The organism is Streptomyces sp. A012304 (assembly GCF_026008495.1).
In the GTDB taxonomy this organism is placed as follows: Bacteria; Actinomycetota; Actinomycetes; order Streptomycetales; family Streptomycetaceae; genus Streptomyces.
The window spans coordinates 62,813-78,668 of sequence record NZ_BQUN01000118.1 but is presented as its reverse complement, the minus strand read 5'-3'; the positions used below and the strand labels follow the sequence as shown (position 1 = coordinate 78,668).

At 72.5% G+C, this 15,856-nt stretch carries 15 protein-coding genes; 5 read left to right on the top strand and 10 right to left on the bottom strand.

The window, feature by feature from the left end:
- Positions 1-366, bottom strand: a 366-nt coding sequence (locus tag ALMP_RS31950; protein WP_264934751.1) for an inositol oxygenase, incomplete at its 3' end; no start/stop codon positions are given.
- 459 nt (positions 367-825) lie between these two features.
- Here ALMP_RS31950 and ALMP_RS31945 point away from each other — a divergent pair.
- The gene (locus tag ALMP_RS31945) at positions 826-999 is read left to right on the top strand and encodes a hypothetical protein (protein ID WP_264934749.1); all 174 of its coding nucleotides are present in this window, start codon (positions 826-828) and stop codon (positions 997-999) included.
- Between the two features lie 86 nt (positions 1,000-1,085).
- Here ALMP_RS31945 and ALMP_RS31940 read toward each other — a convergent pair whose 3' ends face one another.
- Both ALMP_RS31940 and ALMP_RS31935 read right to left on the bottom strand, forming a co-directional pair.
- Positions 1,086-2,429, bottom strand: a complete 1,344-nt coding sequence (locus ALMP_RS31940; RefSeq protein WP_264934748.1) for an amidase — start codon at positions 2,427-2,429, stop codon at positions 1,086-1,088.
- 359 nt (positions 2,430-2,788) lie between these two features.
- Complete coding sequence (locus ALMP_RS31935; protein WP_264934746.1) at positions 2,789-4,210, bottom strand: lipase maturation factor family protein; 1,422 nt, start codon at positions 4,208-4,210, stop codon at positions 2,789-2,791.
- Between the two features lie 201 nt (positions 4,211-4,411).
- Here ALMP_RS31935 and ALMP_RS31930 point away from each other — a divergent pair, with 201 nt between their 5' ends.
- Positions 4,412-6,517: a SpoIIE family protein phosphatase gene (locus ALMP_RS31930; protein WP_264934744.1), complete on the top strand. Its 2,106-nt coding sequence runs from the start codon at positions 4,412-4,414 to the stop codon at positions 6,515-6,517.
- 36 nt (positions 6,518-6,553) lie between these two features.
- The gene (locus tag ALMP_RS31925; RefSeq protein ID WP_264934742.1) at positions 6,554-7,417 is read left to right on the top strand and encodes an Fpg/Nei family DNA glycosylase; all 864 of its coding nucleotides are present in this window, start codon (positions 6,554-6,556) and stop codon (positions 7,415-7,417) included.
- Between the two features lie 88 nt (positions 7,418-7,505).
- On the opposite strand, the gene ALMP_RS31920 is transcribed toward ALMP_RS31925, so the two are convergent.
- From ALMP_RS31920 to ALMP_RS31900, 5 genes are all read right to left on the bottom strand, one after another.
- On the bottom strand, positions 7,506-9,335 hold the full coding sequence (locus tag ALMP_RS31920) for a caspase family protein (protein WP_264934741.1): 1,830 nt from the start codon (positions 9,333-9,335) through the stop codon (positions 7,506-7,508).
- Complete coding sequence (locus ALMP_RS31915) at positions 9,332-9,724, bottom strand: hypothetical protein (protein WP_264934739.1); 393 nt, start codon at positions 9,722-9,724, stop codon at positions 9,332-9,334. The genes ALMP_RS31920 and ALMP_RS31915 overlap by 4 nt, the downstream gene beginning before the upstream one ends.
- A 261-nt stretch (positions 9,725-9,985) precedes the next feature.
- Positions 9,986-10,636 carry a zf-HC2 domain-containing protein gene (locus ALMP_RS31910; RefSeq protein ID WP_264934737.1) on the bottom strand — a complete coding sequence of 217 codons (651 nt, stop codon included), beginning with the start codon at positions 10,634-10,636 and terminating at the stop codon, positions 9,986-9,988.
- A gap of 141 nt (positions 10,637-10,777) precedes the next feature.
- Positions 10,778-11,293, bottom strand: coding sequence for a hypothetical protein (locus ALMP_RS31905; protein WP_264934735.1), 516 nt, complete (start codon positions 11,291-11,293; stop codon positions 10,778-10,780).
- Positions 11,294-11,429: 136 nt separating this feature from the next.
- A complete protein-coding gene (locus tag ALMP_RS31900; RefSeq protein WP_264934733.1) occupies positions 11,430-11,978 on the bottom strand; it encodes a sigma-70 family RNA polymerase sigma factor in 549 nt (182 codons plus the stop codon).
- A gap of 221 nt (positions 11,979-12,199) precedes the next feature.
- Between ALMP_RS31900 and ALMP_RS31895 the strand changes: the two genes are divergently transcribed.
- Complete coding sequence (locus ALMP_RS31895) at positions 12,200-13,351, top strand: CapA family protein (RefSeq protein WP_264934731.1); 1,152 nt, start codon at positions 12,200-12,202, stop codon at positions 13,349-13,351.
- A gap of 102 nt (positions 13,352-13,453) precedes the next feature.
- On the opposite strand, the gene ALMP_RS31890 is transcribed toward ALMP_RS31895, so the two are convergent.
- On the bottom strand, positions 13,454-13,915 hold the full coding sequence (locus ALMP_RS31890; protein ID WP_264934729.1) for a universal stress protein: 462 nt from the start codon (positions 13,913-13,915) through the stop codon (positions 13,454-13,456).
- Positions 13,916-14,042: 127 nt separating this feature from the next.
- Here ALMP_RS31890 and ALMP_RS31885 point away from each other — a divergent pair, with 127 nt between their 5' ends.
- On the top strand, positions 14,043-14,885 hold the full coding sequence (locus ALMP_RS31885) for a polysaccharide deacetylase family protein (protein WP_264934727.1): 843 nt from the start codon (positions 14,043-14,045) through the stop codon (positions 14,883-14,885).
- A gap of 28 nt (positions 14,886-14,913) precedes the next feature.
- Here ALMP_RS31885 and ALMP_RS31880 read toward each other — a convergent pair whose 3' ends face one another.
- The gene (locus tag ALMP_RS31880; RefSeq protein WP_264934767.1) at positions 14,914-15,582 is read right to left on the bottom strand and encodes a class F sortase; all 669 of its coding nucleotides are present in this window, start codon (positions 15,580-15,582) and stop codon (positions 14,914-14,916) included.
- Positions 15,583-15,856 lie beyond the last annotated feature (274 nt).

The window sequence follows — 15,856 nt, the reverse complement described above, 5'->3', positions numbered from 1 at the left end:
CCCGGCGACCCGCGCGTCCTCGTCCGCCTGCCGCAGACTGAGCAGGTCGTCGTCGGCGGGCGCGCCGTGCCAGGGCTGCCGGCGCACCAGCCCCGCCACCCGCTCCCCCAGCAGCGGCCGTACGGCGTCGGCGGCGTGCTCCGCCCGGGCGGCCGCGTCGGCCGGGCACAGCAGCCGGCCGATGGGGTGGACAAGGCCCGTCACCTGGAGTTCCTTGTCGGCGGGGCGGCTTCGGCGCAGCAGCGCGGCGGTCTGCAACGCGTGCTCGAGCACATCGACCCCGGGCGTCCCGCCGGACGGGCCGTCCCACACGCCCCGCCCCGCGTACAGCAGGTCCATCAGCTCCTCGACACCGCGCAGCACCATGCGTCAGTCCTCCCGCGAGACAGCCGTAGCGGTACGCCAGCAGATCATGGCGACCTTGCGACCGAGCCAACGGCACCTGAACTGCGCGCCGATGACCGGCAGGCGATCACCGTCGTAGTCCGTCCGGGTGAAGCCTGACGAGTGACTTCACGGGTGAAAGGGTTGAATTCACCTGGGGGGACATGAGGGCGACGCGCCACGGTAATTCAAATTTTTCAGCCCTATCGAGCGGCCCGGTGCTCATTTGGTTAATCTGGAGCCGACGGACAGAGAACGGAGTGCCACCTCACACCCACCGTCCGTCATGGGACAAGCCGGTCCACAACGGCCTGCTCTCCTCGGAGCTACCGGCGCCACAGCGTCCGACCTGCCTTCAGACAGACCTCAGGACGTGTCGAGCGCCGCAGCGCAGACTGACCGGCACAACCCGAGGGTGACCCGACACATAAGGAGTGCGCGGTGACACCGGAGAAGACGAATCGCGAACAGCGCTCGAAGGAACGTTCGGAGCGCGCGGGCCGCCGGCCCGGGGAGATCGGAAGCCTCGACGTGTGGGCCCGCTCCGCCCCCATCCGCCTGGCGGGCTACGAGGACGACCTCGCCGAGCCGCACATCCTGCCCAGCGTGGACTGACCACCGGACAGGACCCGTCGCGATCGCCTGCCGCATGGGCGTGCGCGCGCCACGCCCATGCGGAGCCCCGCCGCTCCGGCCCACCTTCAGCCGAGCGGCGCCGTCCGCCGCCACGGCCTCAGCTCCTCCAACCGCCGCGCCACCGCCAGCAGTTCCCCCTCCGTCCCCGGCCGCCCCACCAGCTGCACCGCGGTGGGGGCACCCGACGGCAGCGTGCCGCACGGAACGGCCATCGCCGGCCAGCCGGTCAGGTTCCACGGCGGCGTCAACGGCGAGTACCGCGTGTTCGCCAGGACATTGCGCAGCCAGCCCCGCTCGTGCCAGGGCGCCGACCGCGGCGAGCGCCGGGCGAGCGCCGGCGTCAGCAGGACGTCGTGCTCCGCGAAGAACGGCTCCAGACGCCGCCGCAGTTCCTCCCGCGCCGCGCCGCCGCGCACGGTGCTCAGGAAGCGTCTGCCGACGGCGGCGTGCACCCGGGTGCGCCGGGCCAGCAGCCGGGCGTCCAGGGCCGCCGCGTCGACGGCCGTGCCCGCCGTCCAGTGCGCGAGCGAGGTCACCCCCAGCGACAGCGGATACGACGGCTCGGCCCGCCGCACCGGGTGCCCGGCCTCGGCCAGCGCCCCGCCCGCCGCCCGCGCCGCCGCCAGGTACGGCCTGCCGACGGTGACGCCGGTCAGGGGACTGCGCAGGGAGACGGCGATCCGCAGCCGGGCGGGTTCCGGGACCTCCGCGACCTCGGTGCCGGCGAGCACCGACAGCATCAGGTGCGCGTCCGCCACCGTCGTCGCCAGCGGGCCGTTCTCCGACATCCCGAACCAGTCGCCCTCGCCGATCCCGGCCGGCACCACCCCGCGACCCGGCTTCAGCGTGACCAGGCCGCAGTTGGCCGCCGGTATGCGCAAGGACCCCATGCCGTCGTTGCCGAGGGCGATCGGCACCATCCCGGCGGCGACCGCGGCCGCGCTGCCGCCGGACGAGCCGCCCGCGGTGCGCGAGGTGTCCCACGGGTTGCGGGCGGTGCCGTGGACGCCCTCGGTGGTCCCGAAGACGCACAGTTCGGGCACGTTCGTCAGGCCCACGACCACCGCGCCGGCCGCCCGCAGCCGGGCCACCGTGACGTGATCGGCGTCCGCGGGCCCGTCCGGCGTCGCGGCCGAGCCGACGCGCACGGACTCACCGCGCACGGCGAGATTGTCCTTGACCGCCACCGGCACCCCGGCCAGCGGCAGTCCGGCCAGGTCGGCGCGGGCGGCCACCGCGTCGGCCTCGGCGAGCGCCGCCTCCGCCCGCACCGTGCGGAACGCCCCGATCCGGCCGTCGAACCGCTCGATCCGCGCCAGATGCTCCGCCACCACCTCCCGCGGCTCGACCCGCTTCTCGCGTACGGCGGCGGCGATCTCGACGGCGGTCCGGCCGACCCACTCGGTCACGGGGGCTCCTCGGTGTACGGGTGCTACTGGCGAGTACGTGAGGAGAACTGTGCCGTGCGCGCAACGCCGCGTCGAGAGGTGGCGGAGGGTTCGTGGGGAGCGGCTGAGCGGCTCACCGCGCCCCCGCGCCGGGTCCGGAGGCCTCGGTGACCGGCGGCCCGTCCGGCACGGGCCCCCGGTCCTGGCCGAGCCACCGACGGCAGTCGGCGCCCGGCTCGCCGTCGACCTGCTCGCCACGACCCGCACGGCCCGCGCCTCCCTACCGACCGCCGTCGGTGGCGGCGAGCGGGCAGGACGCGCACGGCCCGCGCCTCCCTGCCCGACCGCCCTCGGTCGCGGCGGGCGGGCAGTGGCTCGGGCTACGGCCTTCGCGCCGCCGTCGCCAGCCGGGTGGGTGGCAGGTACTCGCGCACATACGTCCGCTGCCAGCACGCGCCCGTCTCGCGCAGTTCCCGCCAGGTCGTGTACCGGTAGCGGAAGAGGCGGGCGCGGATGTGACGCGGGGGGCGGTCGGGCGGGAAGGGGGAGCGGCGCAGGAGGCGGAGGGTGGCGGGGTCGTTCTCCAGGAGCCGCTCGATCAGCGCTCCGAACCAGGAGCCGGCGTACGCGGGGGAGAGCGCGGCGAACCACATCATCCAGTCCAGCCGCAGATGGTAGGGCGCGAACTGACGCGGCCAGCGCCGTGGGTCGCCCGGCTTGCCCTTGAACTCGTACTCCCGCCAGTCGGAGTCCTCGCGCGGCACCTCCTCCAGCGTGCCCTCGACCACCACCTCGTAGCGGATCCGGCTGACGCTGCCGAACGCGCCGTAGGTGTTGACCAGGTGCAGTGGGTCGAAGGAGCGGTTCATCACCTGGCGCCGGGAGAGCATGTTGAGCACCGGGCGGTGGCTGAGGAACAGCAGGAACGCGGCCACGGCGAGGACCACGACCACGTACCAGAGCGGGGCGTCGGGTACGGACGGCGCGTCGGCGGGCAGTTCCAGCGCGGGGACCGCCAACACGATCGTGATCCAGTTCAGCCAGGAGAAGTTGCCCGACAGCACCAGCCACAGCTGGGTCAGGATCATCAGGGACGCGGCGGCCGTGGCGACCGGCTGTGGGGTGAACAGCAGGAACGGCACGACCAGCTGGGTGACGTGGTTGGCGGCCACCTCCACCCGGTGCAGGGGCTTCGGCAGATGGTGGAAGAACCAGCTCAACGGGCCCGGCATCGGCTGGGTCTCGTGGTGGTGGTCGAGACAGGTCAGCTTCCGCCAGCAGGGGTCGCCGCGCATCTTGATCAGGCCCGCCCCGAACTCCACGCGGAACAGGATCCAGCGCAGCAGGAAGAGCACGACGACCGGCGGGGCCACCTCGTCGTTGCCGAGGAACACCGCGAGGAATCCGGTCTCCAGCAGCAGCGACTCCCAGCCGAAGCCGTACCAGGTCTGGCCGACGTTGACGATCGACAGGTACAGCGCCCACGGCACCAGCCACAGCAGCATCGCGCCCCACAGCGGCAGATACCCGTCCAGCCCCGCCAGTAGCGCCACCGCCACCGCGCAGCCCGTCCAGGCGCAGACGGCGAAGAAACGGTCCGAGTAGTGCCAGTGGAACAGGCTCGGCGCCCGCCGGAACGGCATCCGCGCCGTGTACCGCGGCACCGGCAGCATCCCGCGCTCGCCCATCAGCGCCCGGAACTGCAACGCCGCCGTGAGGAACGCGACCAGATACAGGCAGGCCAGACCCCGCTGGAAGACCTGCCGGCTGAGCCAGTACTCGGGTGCGGTGAACCAGTCCACGACGGTGCGCTCCTCACTCCATTCTGACGTCTGACGCCGGTCACCCTGTGTGTTCCTCGTGTCGGCGTGCGCAACCCGGGCGAAGACGCCCCGGGGGCCTTCGGCTCGACAGCGGAGACGCCAGCGCGAGGCGGGGCCCTCCGGCTCGAAGCAAGAGCCCTCCAGGTCGAAGAATCGGACAAATCCTGGCAAGGTGGCCACATGGTTGATCGGGGAGCGAGCGCCCTGTCACTCCCGGACGACTGGCCCGCCCACCCGGACCCGATCCTGGCGCTCAACCGCATGGGCAGCTTCGACTGGGACCTGGACGCCGGGCTGTTGCACATGGACGCCCGCGCCCACGAGATCTTCGACATCCTCCCCGAGGAGTACGACGGTCGCCCGGAGAGCCTGTCCCCACGCGTCCCCCCGGCCGAGGCCAGACGCCTGGACACGCTGGTCGCCCAGGCCATCAAGGACGGCAGCGAGAACTACGGCGCCTACTTCCGCATCCGCCGCCGCGACGGCACCCCGTGCTGGACCCACACCCAGGGCTACATCCGGCGCGACGAAACCGGCCGCCCCCGCCGGATCATCGGCATCGTCCGCGACGCCACCGACGAACTGCGCGACCTGGCCGAACGCCGCGACGAGGCGGCCCTCGAGGACGACGCGCGCCGCGAGCAGACCAACGTCGTGCAGCTCACCACGGCCGCCCTCGCGCACGCCCGGACCGTGCGGGACGTCATCGACGTCCTCAAGGACACCCACGGCCTCACCCACCTCGGCGCGACCAGCCTCGTCATGGGCCTGGTCGAGGCCGGCCGGATCCGGCTGGTCGCCGAGGGCCCCGAGGGCAGCTTCGTGCCCGGCACCCTCGTCACCCGGATCGACGAGCCGTATCCGATGAGCGAGGTCGTGCGCACCCTCACTCCCCGGTTCATCGAGTCACCGGAGGAGTTCGCCGCCGGCTACCCCGTCCTGTGGCCGCACATCACCGATCTGCGGATCACCTCCGCCGCCTATCTGCCGCTGATCGTGCAGGCCCGTCCGATCGGGGCGATGGGCCTGCTCTACAACGACCGGCGCGGTTTCACCTCCGAGGAGCGCAACATCCTCGTCGCCCTCGGCAGCAGCATCGCGCAGAGCCTGCAACGGGCCATGTTCTACGAGCAGGAGAGCGACATCGCCCAGGGTCTCCAGCAGGCCATGCTGCCGCGCACCATTCCCAGCGTGTCGGGCGCCGACGTCGCCGTCCGCTACCGCGCCGCGACCATCGGCGGCTCCCTCGGCCGGGACATCGGCGGCGACTGGTACGACCTGATCCCGCTGCCCGGCGGCCGGGTCGGCGCCGTCATCGGCGACGTCCAGGGACACGACACGCACGCCGCCGCCGTCATGGGCCAGCTCCGCATCGTCCTGAAGGCCTATGCCGCCGAGGGGCACACCCCGGCGACCGTGATGGCCCGCGCCTCCGTCTTCCTGCACGAACTCGACACCGACCGCTTCGCGACCTGCCTGTACGCGGAGGCCGACCTGTCCACCGGCGTCGTCCAGGCGGTGCGCGCCGGACACATCGACCCGCTGGTGCGCGCCACCGACGGCAGCTGCCGTCGCGTCCCCGTCCCCGGCGGGCTGCCGCTCGGCCTGTCCGCCGAGTTCGGCAGCCTCGAGTACCCGGTCGCCACCCTGGAACTCGACCCCGGTGACACGCTGCTGCTGTGCACCGACGGCCTGGTCGAACAGCCCGGCGCCGACCTCGACGACGGCATGCGCGCCCTGACCTCCCTGATCGCCGCCGGGCCCCAGGACGTCCGCAGACTCGCGGACCAGCTCATCGACGTCGCCGAGGAACGCGGCGGGGACGACGACGTGGCCCTCCTGCTGCTGCGCCGGCGCGGCCTGCAGTCCCCGAAGGCCGGCGGCCGGCTCCAGCAGCACGTCGCGCCGGGCGACCCGGAGGCCCTCACCCACGCCCGGCACATGATCCGCGCCGCCGTCCGCGCCTGGGGCGGCCGGGACCGCGCCGACGAGATCGAGCTGGTCGCCGACGAGCTGATCACCAACGCCCTCATGCACACCGAGGGCGCGGCCATCGTCACCCTGCGGGTCCTCACCGGCCCCGACCGCCGGCTGCGCGTCGAGGTCGAGGACTCCTCCAGCGCCCTGCCCCGCCGCCGTGAGGCGGGCGAGTCCGGCGTCTCCGGCCGCGGCCTGCTGCTGGTCCACCTGCTCGCCGACGAGTGGGGCGTGGAGGCGCGGGGCGGCGGCAAGTGCGTGTGGTGCGAGTTCGTGGTGGGGGACCCGGGCCGAGGGGGCGCGGCCTGACCTGAGAGCCGCGGCGTGCGGTGGCACCCTGGACGTATGCCGGAACTCCCCGAGGTCGAAGCGCTCAAGGACTTCCTCGTCGAGCACCTGGTCGGTCATGAGATCGTCCGGGTGCTGCCGGTCGCGATCAGTGTCCTGAAGACCTACGATCCGCCGCTCGCGGCCGTCGAGGGCCACGAGGTCACCGCGGTGCGCCGGCACGGCAAGTTCCTCGATCTGGAGACCGCCGACGGCCCCCACCTCGTGACGCACCTCGCCCGCGCCGGCTGGCTCCAGTGGAAGGACCGCCTCCCCGACGGCCCGCCCCGCCCCGGCAAGGGGCCCCTCGCGCTGCGGGTCGCCCTGGAGACCGGCGAGGGCTTCGACCTCACCGAGGCCGGCACACAGAAACGGCTCGCGGTGTACGTCGTGCGGGACCCGCGGGAGGTTCCCGGGGTGGCCCGCCTCGGCCCCGACCCGCTCGCGCCCGACTTCGACGAGGACCGCCTCGCCGCCCTCCTCTCGGGTGAACGGCGGCAGCTCAAGGGCGCCCTGCGCGACCAGAGCCTGATCGCGGGCGTCGGCAACGCCTACAGCGACGAGATCCTGCACGCGGCACGCATGTCCCCCTTCAAGCTCGCCGCCTCCCTCACCGCGGACGAGACCCACACCCTGTACGAGGCCCTGCGCACGACGCTCACCCAGGCGGTGGAACGCTCACGGGGCGTGGCCGCCGGCCGGCTCAAGGCGGAGAAGAAGAGCGGCCTGCGCGTCCACGGCCGGACCGGCGAGCCCTGCCCGGTCTGCGGCGACACCATCCATGAGGTGTCCTTCAGCGACTCCTCGCTCCAGTACTGCCCGACCTGCCAGACGGGCGGGAAGCCGCTGGCGGACCGGAGGCTGTCGCGGCTGCTGAAGTAGGCGGCCCTGACCGTGGTCCGTGGTCTCGTGGTCCGCGTCTGAGGATCCGTGGTCTCGCGGTCCGTGTCTTGCGGTCCGTGGTCGACGCTCAGAGGTAGCCGCTGACGATCGGGTACGCGATCGCCATGAGCACCCCCAGGGCGAACGCCGGGATCGCCAGCAGCTTCGCCGTCCAGGCCAGCGATCTCGTCACACTCGTCGGCGACGGGGCGTAGAGCCGGGGGTGTGCCTGGAGGTCGTGCCGGGCGATCGCGCAGAGCACGAGCGCGAGCACCGCCGTGATCAGGCAGAGGGTGAGGGACGTCGCCACGCCGTTGTCGGCGAACTGCGCACGGAGGTCGTCGATGTGCGGCTGCTGCGCGTTCACGGCCTCCATCGCGCCCACGGCGGCCAGGACGACGAACACCACCGAGGTGACGGCCAGGGCCAGCCCGGCCGCCGCGAGGAGGGGGGCGCGCACCGATCCGGTCCGGGTGGGCGGAGCGTGGCGCTCCGGGCGCTCGCCGACGGTGCGGGGCGGTTCCCCGGGCCGCGGCGGCGCCGGTGGTGTCTCCCGGGTGGGCGGACCGGACGGGGGCTGCTGCTGAGGCGGGGTGTGGACGACCACCGCCTCCTCCGACTCCTCGGAGGGCTCGGGCGTCCGCTGCGGCACGGATCCCGTCCCCGACTCCACGGTGACCTCCACGTGGACCACCGTCTCGTCGGCGACACCCTTCAGCACGACGTCCCCGGTCAGGTGTCCCGGGGTGTGGGTCGCGACGCCCACCTTCAGGCCGTTCGGCATCGGCTCGACCCGCAGCCACCGCTGGGTGGACTGGGCCACGCAGTGGCGGGCCAGGGGATGGCCGCTCAGGATGACGGATCTCGGCTCCGGCGTGGAGCCCTGCCGCACCCTGCCGAAGTCCAGGGTGGCGGGCGACGGCCGCAGGCGGATCACGCTCAGGGCGCTGTTCGCCTCGACGGCGACCTGTCCGATGTCGTTGCGTGCCATCTCCTCCAGGGCCTGGCGCGCGCCTTCGGCCACCGGCAGCGACTCCTCCCGCAGCCGGCGGCTCAGCTCCGTCACGGCGCCCAGCCGGGTCACGGGGTTGTCGCTGTCGATGGCTGCCTGGAGGAGGGACGGGGTGGTGGCCGCCGCGATCTTGATGCGGCCGCGCCTGCTGTGCGCCAGCCACGGATCTCCCTGCATCTCCACCGTGCGCCGCGGCGTCTGGTTCGGGTTCTCCTCGCGGACCTGTTCGTAGACGTAGTCGTACAGCTCGTTCAGACGGACCTCGCCGTCCTCGTCGCGATCGGCCTCGCCGGTCCTCAAGCCCTCCACCACCGCCTGGGTGAACACCGACGGGCGCGGAGCGGAGCGCTCGGCGAGATCGGGGCCCTCGAAGGCGTACTCCATGGAGTCGGACGCCGTGATGACGGCCCAGCCCTGCCCGCCGGGCGCCTTCTCGCCCTGGAAGGACTCCAGGACGTTCACGTCTCCCGCGGCGCGCACGGACGCGCCCCGGGAGAAGGCGCCGCCGTAGCAGCAGTCCAGGAACAGGACGGTCCGGCCGGCCCTCGTGCGGGACATGCACTGGCGGACGAACTGGGACGGGACGGCCGTGGCGTCCAGCAGCCGCATCTCGGTGTCCCGGGCGGCGAAGTACAGCTCGCCGGACTCGCTCTTCAGCCCGTGGCAGGAGAAGTGCAGCATCAGCGTGTCGTCGCGGCGGCGGTCGCTGAAGAAGCCCTGGATGCGCCGGCGCATCACGTCGGCCGGCGCGTTGCGCACCACCTCGACCTCGAAATCGCCGATCTGGGGATCCTCCAGCACCTCGGCGAGGGCGGCGGCGTCCTGGGCGGGCGCCCTGAGTTTCTTGAGCCCCTGGTCGTCGTAATGGTCGTTGGCGATGATCAGCGCGTGCCGGGATTGCGTCATGGCCGGGCCTCCGCCGCCGAATGCCGCTGCATGAAGACCCTGAACGCCTCGGTGACCTGTTCGTCGGTCGCCGTGGACACCTCTATGGCGTCGCCGTCCATTTCCAGGCGCAATGACGGGCGGTTCTCATGGAATCGGCCGAGCCACGAGCGCACCGCGGCGACCACCTGGCTCAGCGCGTTCGCGGAACTTCCCAGCGCCACCATGAGGGCCCCGATCTCGGCGATGTCCACGGCTCGCGCGCCCGGCGGAGCCTCCCCGCCGGGAACGGCCGTGACATCGTCGACGTCGAGTTCCAGCAGCTCATCGCGGAGATAGCCGGTCAGCCTCGCCACGTCCTCGGCTTCCGCGCCCTCCTCGGTCAGGAGGATGTGCAGGGTCCTGTCCACCGGGAGGCCCCTTTTCCTCGGTTTCCATCGTTTTCCATCGGTTTTCGTCGGTTTCCGTCTTGCTTCAAGGGGCGGCGCGGAGCGGATCGCCGGTGGCTCCACGTCTCCCGTTCATTTTCCGCCGCTGGCCGCACGGTGGCAAATTCCCAGGGAATACATCGGATCCGTAGAATGCTCAACTTTTTCGATGACCGGCCGGTGCGAGGCTGAATTCCCTGGTGGAAAACCGCGGGAAATCACCGGCCGGACTTCGGGTGGAATCTAGTCGGCGTCCAGGACGACCAGCCGCTCCCCGTCGTTCGTGCGTACCTCGTACCGGACGATCTCGTCGGGGTGCAGGGCGGCGCCGCCCTGCATGGTGTTGGGGCGGGCGTCGTGGTGGGGGGCGTTCCAGGAGGTGACCGTGTGCTCCGTGCCGTCGCGGCCGATGACGATCAGATGGCAGGCGCGGGGGCCCGCGGCGTCCTTGATCTTCAGCTCGATGTCGCTGCCCCAGGCCTCGTTCTCGGACGTGACCTGCGCCCACACCCCGGAGCGCTCGTCGGTCGCGGTGATCCGCACGGGGTTCTCGCCGCCGCCCACGGACATCGCGATCGCGGGCCCGGCGAGCGCGGCCACCACCGAGGCGGCCACGGCGAACAGCAGCCGGCGCCGGGCGGCCCGCCGCCGGGCGGCCACCTCGCCCAGGAGCCGGTCCAGCAGCCGGGGCCCCGGTCCGGCGAAGGGATGGACGCTGCGCGGTGTCGCCCGCCGGTACAGCATCAACTGCCGGGTGGTGGGACCGAACTCGGTGACCTCCGCCGCGCAACGAGGACACTCCATGAGGTGGTCCTCGAAGCGGAAGGCCTCCGCTTCGTCCAGCACGCCGAGCGCGTACGCGCCGACGTCGCGATGCCTCTCCAGGGACCTCATGCCGCATCCTCGTGCCGTTGGGTGCCAGTGGGGTTACTCCTTGCTCCCACCGGTACGGACCAGGGGCGAGAATCACTCAAGGCGCGTACCGAATCGTGACCCAAGTGTTCGGAGCGGGTCGGCCCGCGGATTGGTCGGAATCTAGAAAAGATGGATGGCGAGGTGCCCGAGGGGCAGTCCGAGCTGCCAGGCGGGCGTCCAGACCTTGGGTCCCTCGTCCTCGCCGACGCCCGCGGTGCCGCCCGGCACCGCGTTCAGGTCGGGGGCGAGCAGCTCGGTCTCCTCCAGCCAGCGCCAGGCCGCCGCGGCCAGGTCGAGATCGGGTGCGGGCCCCTGCGACGCGGCGGCCTCCGCCGTCAGCTGGGCCATGCGCTCGCCGACCCAGTCCTGCCACGGCTGGTCGTACGCGGTCAGCGAGAGCCAGGTCTCCAACTGGGTGACGACCCGGATGCCGGGCAGTTCGCCGTCCGTGTCGGACAGGAAGATGGTCAGCGCCAGCGCGTCGCGCCCGGCGCGGAACTCGAAGGACGTCGGCGGCATGAGATCGCCGGTCCGCAGCAGTTCGTCGGCGATGTACTCGGCGTACAACCAGGCCATGGGGACGGTTAGTTCCCCGCCGTCGGCGCCGTCCGTGCTCTGATGACCTCTGTGCAGCATCCCTTCCTGCCTTCCTCCGGTGCCTGCGCGTCACCCGATGCCGGGACTCCCATCCGGAACACGGATAAGGACACCCGATTACTCAACCGGGGTCCTCGGCAAGGCGCTTTACGGAGGTTTGACTCGACCGTGGGTTTCAGCGCAGGTCGGGCGCGTACCCCGGGAGCACCCGGCGCAGGGCGCGCAGCGCGTAGTACGCGCGCGACTTCACCGTACCGGGCGGAATGCCGAGGGTTTCGGCGGCCTCCGCCACACTGGCCCCCTGGAAATACACCAGCACCAGGACTTCACGGTGCTCCGGAGTGAGTGTCTTCACAGCCTCACGGACGTCGAGGGCCGCGGCCGCCCGCTCGGCGTGGTCGGCGCAGACCGGCGCGTTCTCGAGGACCGCGTCCCCGACCTCGGCGGGCCGCGCCTGCCGGGCCCGCCGCGCGTCGATCGCGAGGCGCCGGCCCACGGTCAGCAGCCAGGGCCGTACGGAGTCGAAGGAGTCGGCGCGCAGTGCCTCGGGATGCTGCCAGGCGCGCACCAGGGTCTCCTGGACGAGGTCCTCGGCGCGCTGGCGGTCGCCGTCGCACAGCCTCAGCAGCAGCGCGAAGAGCGGCCGGCCGTGGTCGCGCTGGAGCTCGGCGAGTTCGTGCTCGGCGGTCGTCGTCCTGGCGGTGAGGGTGGTTCCGGCGGTCATGGGCGTATGGCACCGCAGGGGGCCGCTTCGGGACAGGCCACGTACACGTCTGTGCGGCGGACGGTCGATCGCGTCGACGAACGGTTCGACGAACGGTCCCGGCTACGCCGATCGCGGGCATCGCGGGGCCCGCAGGGAGCGGCGGGGGCGTACGTCCGCGCCCATGGACTAGTAGTAAGGCGTGCGTAAATACGACAATCATCAGGAAGTGGGGTGATCCGGTGATCGCACGCAGACACCAGGTGGCGCTGGCCCTGACCGCTCTCCTCGCCGCGGCCGCCGCCTGCCAGGCGGACGAGCACCGGTCGACCGCCCGGCCGGGCCACCCGGCCCCCTCCACCGCCCGCGAGTTCACCCTCGTGGCCTCCGGCGACATCCTCCCGCACACGTCGATCATCGACCGCGCGCGCTTCGACGCCGGCGGCCGCGGCTACGACTTCCGGCCCATGTTCTCGGGGGTCCGGGCCGTCGTCGCCCGCGCCGACGTCGCCCTGTGCCACATGGAGACCGTGTACGGCGCCGACGGCGTCTACACCGGCTATCCCCTCTTCAAGTCCCCGCCCGAGATCGCCGACGCCCTCGCCGCCACCGGCTACGACGGCTGCTCCACCGCCTCCAACCACAGCCTCGACGACGGCGCCGACGGCATCCGCCGCACCCTGGACGCCCTCGACGGCGCGGGCGTCCGGCACGCCGGCACCGCCCGCACCGAGGCCGAGGCCAACACCGTCACCGTCCTGCCCGCGGGCCCCGCGAAGGTCGCCCACCTCGCCTACACCTATGACACCAACGGCCACCCGCTGCCGCCCGGCCGGCCCTGGGCCGTCCACCGCATCGACGAGAACCGGATCCTCGCCGACGCCCAGGCCGCCCGTCAGGCGGGCGCCGACGTGGTCGTCGTCTCCCTGCACTGGGGCACGGAGTGGCAGGACGCGCCGGACGACCGCCAGCTCGCCCTCGCCCGCACCCTCACCGCATCCCGCACCGGGGGCCGCCCCGACATCGACCTGATCCTGGGCACCCACGCCCACGTCCCCCAGGCGTACGAGAAGGTCAACGGCACCTGGGTGGTGTACGGCATGGGCGACCAGATCGCCGGCGAGATGACCAACCACCAGGGGGTGGTGGACCCGCGCGGCAACCAGTCCACCCTCGCCCGCTTCACCTTCTCCGCACCCGCCCGCCCCGGCGGCCGCTGGGAGGTCACCAAGGCCACGTTCGTCCCCCAGCTGTTCGACATCGACGCCGGCCGCATCGTCGACCTGAACAAGGCCCTCGCCCAGGGCGCCGACGTCCGGGGCCCCCGCGACCGCATCACCACCGTCGTCCTCAGCCGGGGAGCGGCCAAGGACGGCCTGCGGGCGGGGAAGTAGCCCGGACCGGACGGGCCGGTGTGACGGGGGCCCGCGTCCGCGCGGCACACCGCCTCCGGTGACGGGCGGCCGGCACACCGCCGCCCGTCACCGGAGGCGGGGTCACGGCACCACCGTCACCGGCCACCGTCCCGACTTCACCAGGCGGACCGCCACCGAGCCCACGAGCCGGTGGCCGGCCTGTTCCGAGGCGCCCACCACCACCGCGTCCGCCTTGAGCTCGTCCGCCGCCCGCACCAGGCCGCTGTAGGGGTCGCCGCGGAACGTGTGGAACTCCCAGCGCACGTCGAACATCCCCTTGAGCCGCTCGGCGGCGTCCCGGATCTGCGCCACGATGTCCTCGGCGATCTCTTCCGTCGTCTCCGCGAGCGGCGCTCCGAGCACTGCGCCGGCCGCCTGCACGGGCTGGACGTACACGACGGCGAGCAGCGCGTGCTGCCGCCGGGCCAGACCGCCGGCGTAGGCCGCGGCCCGCAGTGAGGAGTCCGAGCCGTCCACGCCGACCAGGATCACCTTCGGCCCGTCCGTACCCCGCTCGAACCGGTGCGTGTGCTGTTCCGTCACGGCCCGAGGCTATCGGAACGCACGGGTCCGGCCGCCGTGGCGTACCACTGGGCCGAACGGGTGGATTCGTGCCGCCGACGCGGTGTCGCCGGGGTGCGTCGGGCCCGCCCCGGGCGACTGATGACTCATGCAGAAGGATCCGTTGTTCACGCGGCGCCGGGCGCTGCTCGCCGGCGCCGCCGCCGTCGGCGCGGCCGGCACCGCCGGACTGTTCGTGTGGGGCGTGGGCGGTGAGCCGGTCCGGCCCTCCGTCCCGGTCGCCGGCGCCCCGGCGCGCCGCGTCCCGCTGAAGCCCTCCGCCTACCGCCTCCAGCCGCTCACCGGCTACGGCCCGTCGCGCACCACCACGCCCGGCCGCACCCCCGTACGGCGCGCCCCCCTGCTGCGCCTCGACGGACGCGGCCGGACCATGGTGCTGACCTTCGACGACGGCCCCCACCCCCGCTACACCCCCGCCGTCCTCGACATCCTCGCCGAGTACGACGTCCGCGCGATGTTCTTCGTGTGCGGGGAGATGGCCGCCGACCACCCGGAGCTGCTGGCCCGGATGGCCGACGAGGGCCATGTCGTCGGCAACCACACCTGGTCGCACCCCCTGCTCACCGAGCTGACCCGCCGACAGATCCGCTCCGAGATGTCCCGCACCTGCGACGTCATCGAGGACGCCTACGGCGAGCGCCCCCGCTGGTTCCGCGCCCCCTACGGAGCCTGGAACCGCGCCGCCTTCCAGCTCGGCGCCGAACTCGGCATGGAGCCGCTGGCCTGGACGGTCGACACCCTCGACTGGACCACACCCGGTACCCGCACCATCGTCGACCGTGTCGAGCACGGTGCCGGCCCCGGCGTGGTGCTGCTCTCGCACGACGCCGGCGGCGACCGCACGCAGAGCGTGCTGGCCCTGCGCCGGTACCTGCCCCAGCTGCTGGACTCCGGCTACCACGTCACCGTCCCGTACCGGCAGTACGCCTGAGGGGCCCGCCCGCCCGGTCGGGACGCCGTCAGCGCACCTCGACCAGGCGGGCGAAGACGACCACGTTCCCGTCGTATCCGTTCGCCTTGGAGAAACCACCGCCGCAGGTGATCACCCGCAATTCGGGGGACCCCTTCGACGCGTACACCCGGTCCCCGGGGAAATTGTTCTTCTCGAACACCTCGATGCCGTAGATCTCGAACACCGCGGTCTTTCCGTCCTTGCGCGCGACCTCGACGCGATGTCCTTTCTTCAAGGCCCCGAGGCCGTAGAAAACGGCCGGCCCCTGCGCGTTGTCGACATGGCCGACGACGACCGCGGTCCCTTTTTCCCCGGGCGAGACGGCACCGGTGAACCAGCCGGCCAGATTCGGATCCTCCGGCGGGGGAGCCGCCACCCAGCCGTCGATGTCCAGCCCGACCGGCATGATCGGCGCGTCGACCTGGATGGCGGAGATCCGGACGCGGTCCGGCACACCGTAGGGCAGCGGATCCGCCCGGCCGGCGCCCTGGGCGGTGCCCGCCTCCGCGGCAGCCGCCGAGGCCGGCTGCGGCGGGCCGACCTCGAACTCCCCCGAACCGTTCCGGATGAGCGCGAGGCCGGTCAGCAGAACAAGCGCTATCACACCCCACGGGGCGCGCTTCTTCGGCCGCTGCTCCTCCTCTTCCACCATCCCGAACAGCTCGAACCCAGACATCGCCATCCCCTTTCGACGCGGCTCGCCACGCCCTTTCGCGCATGACAGAACGCCGCATGACGAAAACGCTAAGTCCCGCACGGTGAACCGGCGACGCCGCCGCGGCGAACGGGTGGCCCCCGTGTCCTTCGGTGCGCCATCCGAGTTGCCATCGGCAGATATTTTCTGACGGCCCGTGACCTGCGGCGATATCCGATCACGCGCTGTCCGCCCGGCGTGTCCTCTCACCAGGACGGACCATTCCCGACATGCGGGTCGGGGCACGGCGTCTGAG